This is a genomic window from Silvanigrella sp., from assembly GCF_044369315.1.
In the GTDB taxonomy this organism is placed as follows: Bacteria; Bdellovibrionota_B; Oligoflexia; order Silvanigrellales; family Silvanigrellaceae; genus Silvanigrella.
In genome coordinates this window covers 1-3,251 of record NZ_JBIPMD010000308.1, presented here as the reverse complement: position 1 = coordinate 3,251, position 3,251 = coordinate 1, and the positions used below count along the sequence as shown (strand labels likewise).

The window sequence follows — 3,251 nt, the reverse complement described above, 5'->3', positions numbered from 1 at the left end:
GAAGATTTTCTGCATGCCTTTTTAAGTACATATTCTTTTTCTAAAAACACATTCTCAACTCTTAACTGGCATTTATAATAAGTATTTAACATTCCCATAATTGCTGGAATTTGCAAAGCTTCATTAATTTGTGTATCTGGAATTTGATTTATTCTTGCAATTTCAATACCTACTAATTTCAATCCCTCAAAATCAAGCATTTTTCCAAGAGATATTATTAACAAAGATAACTCTTCTGTGTCAAGTTGTCCTGAAGTTGTTACTTTTTCAAAATTTAGTTTCAAATCTTTAACCGCTAATCCGTCTAATTTTTCAGTATAATTTTCTATGAATGCATTTAACAAATTTTGGGTTTCCATTTAAATTGCCTTTCATTTCCATTTTAAAAAAAGACCACTGTTTCAAGTGGCGCTTTTATTGTTACTTAATAGTGGATTGTCCTTTTTCCCAATTGCATGGACACAATTCATCTGTTTGCAATGCATCAAGTGTACGTAATACTTCTTTCACATTGCGTCCGACGGAGAGATCATTCACGCTTACCCATCGAATCAAACCTTCTGGATCAACTATGTATGTTGCTCTAAAAGGAACTTTTTCCGTTGGATGGAGAATGCCTAAAGCTTCACTTAATTCCTTTTTATTATCTGCGAGCATAGGGAATAAAAGACCTTTTAAGTCTTCGTGATTTTGTCTCCAAGCTAAGTGAACATATTGACTGTCTGTACTTGCTCCAAAGAGATCTGTTTCGCGATCTAAAAATTGTTTATAAGATTTATTAAATTCAGCTATTTCTGTTGGGCATACAAAAGTAAAATCCATAGGCCAAAAAAAGAATACGGACCATCTTCCTTTTATTTTTTCATTATCAATTATAGCAAACTCTTTTCCTTTTTCTAAAGAAACAACAGAAGGAACAGAAAAGGTTGGAAAGGATTCAGAAACACCAAGAAAACGTGACATAAAAACCTCCAAAAATTAGACAAGTTCAATTCTTTAAAAATATAAGAACCTGATTCCTATGAACCGCAAAAGTTATACTAATGCTTAAATTAGAATTAATCTAAATTTATAAATAAGTCAAGTAAGGGAGAAGGGATTCAAAATTTTTTAAAATATGGATATAAAACGCATAAAAAAAGTCCTCACCAAAAGGAGAGGACATTAAATTAAATATAAAATGATTTAAAAATATTTAATTAGTTGCTTTCTAAAGATTTTTTAAAGAAAGACTTTGCAGAAGTTAAATTCTTTTTATCGCGCATGCAAATACTTAAAGTAGAGTCTTGGCGATCGCGAGCGCGGTACATGTATTTCCAGTCACCGTTACATTTAATGTAAGATTCTTCTACTTCGTAACTTGGAATGCGTTTGCGTGATTTTTTATCAACATTATCACCGAATTTTTGAACCCATTCGTAAACAGTTTTATGAGAAACTTCTACGCCATGTGTAGACATTTTTTCAGAAACAGAACGAAAAGTCATGTTTTGTTGAAAATAAAATTGTACAGCAGTTTCAATAACTGCCCAAGGATAGCGATGTTGTTTGTCGATTCTTTCTTTATTTGCCATTATAGAGGACTCCTTACAGAAAACACGATTATTCTTATTACATTCCCTTAAGATAAAAGGTAACGTAACAGTGTTTTTTTGATATATCAAATGAATTTTATAGGCAAGAGTTTATTTATATTATTTGTTGCGCTGAATTTTATTATGTTAAGAAATAACTAGATTGTTTGTTACTGTATTAATATCAAGTATTTGAGCAAATTTGGCACTCAATCCAATCCAGCGTTCTATGGCAGGTTTAACCATTCCCACAAGGACATAACAAGCTTCTTTTGCATGCTCATGTACTGCAAGTAACGTAGCATCTTCAACATGATAAGCGATAGTATCAAGTTGTCTTAAAAAAACTTGAGCATCTGGTTCTAAATTTTCGGGGTCTTTATTTAATAAATATATGGGCCTTGCTCCTAATGATAAAAATAAATTACAGTCATTAAGAAGAGTTTCTAAGCTTTTCTCATAGTTTTTTCCAGAATCCCATAGTTTTAAAGTTACAACTTTTAAATCAAATACAAGAAGTCCTGCCATATCAAGGGCAACTTGAAGGCTTTCGTAAGAAAGTTGTTCTGGGGTATCTAACTTTACATCTATCGTGTCTTCATTTTCAAGCTTTAAACGAAGATATTCTGGATTATCAATATCAATATTACTATTATTTATACAAATTGAAGTCAAAGCGCTATTGTTTTTTTGTGCAATAGCCTCTAATTTATTTACTAATATTGATAACGTATCTATACTTTGCAATGGTGGAACTCTTTTGCCATTTACCCTTACATCAGCCATTGTTATTACCTCCAAAATCTTGAGCATTTAATAATGCAAGTTATCTTTTTTAAGCTGGTTTCTTTTGTAATTCTTGTCTCTGTATTTGATTAATTAGGCTATGAGCTCTGCTATTCATTGGATCAAGAGATAATATATTTTCCATTAATTGAAGAGCAATATCTACTTTACCTGTTTTAAAAGCAATGGTGCCAAGAGTATAAATCATATTTACATCATGGGGATGGAGTCCTAAGTAACGAATTAAAACTCTTTCCGCATCGGCAAATTCTTCTAATTCAAAAGAAAGCTTTACCAAATTAAAAATAGCTACTGTATTGTCTGCTTTTAAATGACAAGCTCGTATTGTCCAAGAAAGAGCTTCTTTCAACTCATTTAAACCTTCAAATGCTAAGCCAAGACCAAGGCTTGCCATGTCATCGTTTGGAGCTAAACTAATTGCTTTTTGAAATTGAGGAACAGCTACATTGTAGTTATTTTTTTGTAAAGCAACTGTTCCTAAACCAATAAAACATTTTGCACAGTAAGGGTCGAGTTCAAGTGCTTTGGTATAATTTGAAACCCCATTGTCTAAGTCACCAAGTTTTGTGAAACAATCTCCGATTAATCTAAATAAGTTTCCTTGCTGAACGACAGAAAGATTGTTTTTTTGAAATGCTTGAGAAATTAAATTAATGGCATCAATATATTGTTTTGCAATAACCATTTCTTCAATTTGATTTATTATTTTTGAAGTGTTTTCTGTATCAATCGCTGGTGTAACAAAAATAAGTGATTTAAAAATTTCAGATATTTCATTTGAAATTTTTTCAAATGGAAACTCATTTGCAATCGCTTTTTTTATTGCGTGTTTAACATTTGTTACTTTGTCTTGTTTTTCAATAGTTTCTT

Annotated in this window: 5 protein-coding genes; all 5 read right to left on the bottom strand. The window is 31.2% G+C overall.

The window, feature by feature from the left end:
* The coding region (locus ACIQ56_RS15995) for a hypothetical protein (RefSeq protein ID WP_397602037.1) at positions 1-359 on the bottom strand (359 nt) is incomplete at its 3' end.
* A gap of 61 nt (positions 360-420) precedes the next feature.
* The gene (locus ACIQ56_RS15990; RefSeq protein ID WP_397602036.1) at positions 421-963 is read right to left on the bottom strand and encodes a peroxiredoxin; all 543 of its coding nucleotides are present in this window, start codon (positions 961-963) and stop codon (positions 421-423) included.
* Positions 964-1,199: 236 nt separating this feature from the next.
* A complete protein-coding gene (locus ACIQ56_RS15985) occupies positions 1,200-1,574 on the bottom strand; it encodes a DDE-type integrase/transposase/recombinase (RefSeq protein ID WP_397602035.1) in 375 nt (124 codons plus the stop codon).
* A 147-nt stretch (positions 1,575-1,721) separates the two neighbouring features.
* Positions 1,722-2,360 carry a hypothetical protein gene (locus ACIQ56_RS15980; RefSeq protein WP_397602034.1) on the bottom strand — a complete coding sequence of 213 codons (639 nt, stop codon included), beginning with the start codon at positions 2,358-2,360 and terminating at the stop codon, positions 1,722-1,724.
* Positions 2,361-2,409: 49 nt separating this feature from the next.
* On the bottom strand, positions 2,410-3,251 hold an 842-nt coding region (locus ACIQ56_RS15975; RefSeq protein ID WP_397602033.1), incomplete at its 5' end, for a tetratricopeptide repeat protein.

Coding starts and splice junctions, on each gene's coding strand:
- ACIQ56_RS15990 (WP_397602036.1), bottom strand. CDS start 963: ATGTCACGTTTTCTTGGTGTTTCTGAATCCTTTCCAACCTTTTCTGTT.
- ACIQ56_RS15985 (WP_397602035.1), bottom strand. CDS start 1,574: ATGGCAAATAAAGAAAGAATCGACAAACAACATCGCTATCCTTGGGCA.
- ACIQ56_RS15980 (WP_397602034.1), bottom strand. CDS start 2,360: ATGGCTGATGTAAGGGTAAATGGCAAAAGAGTTCCACCATTGCAAAGT.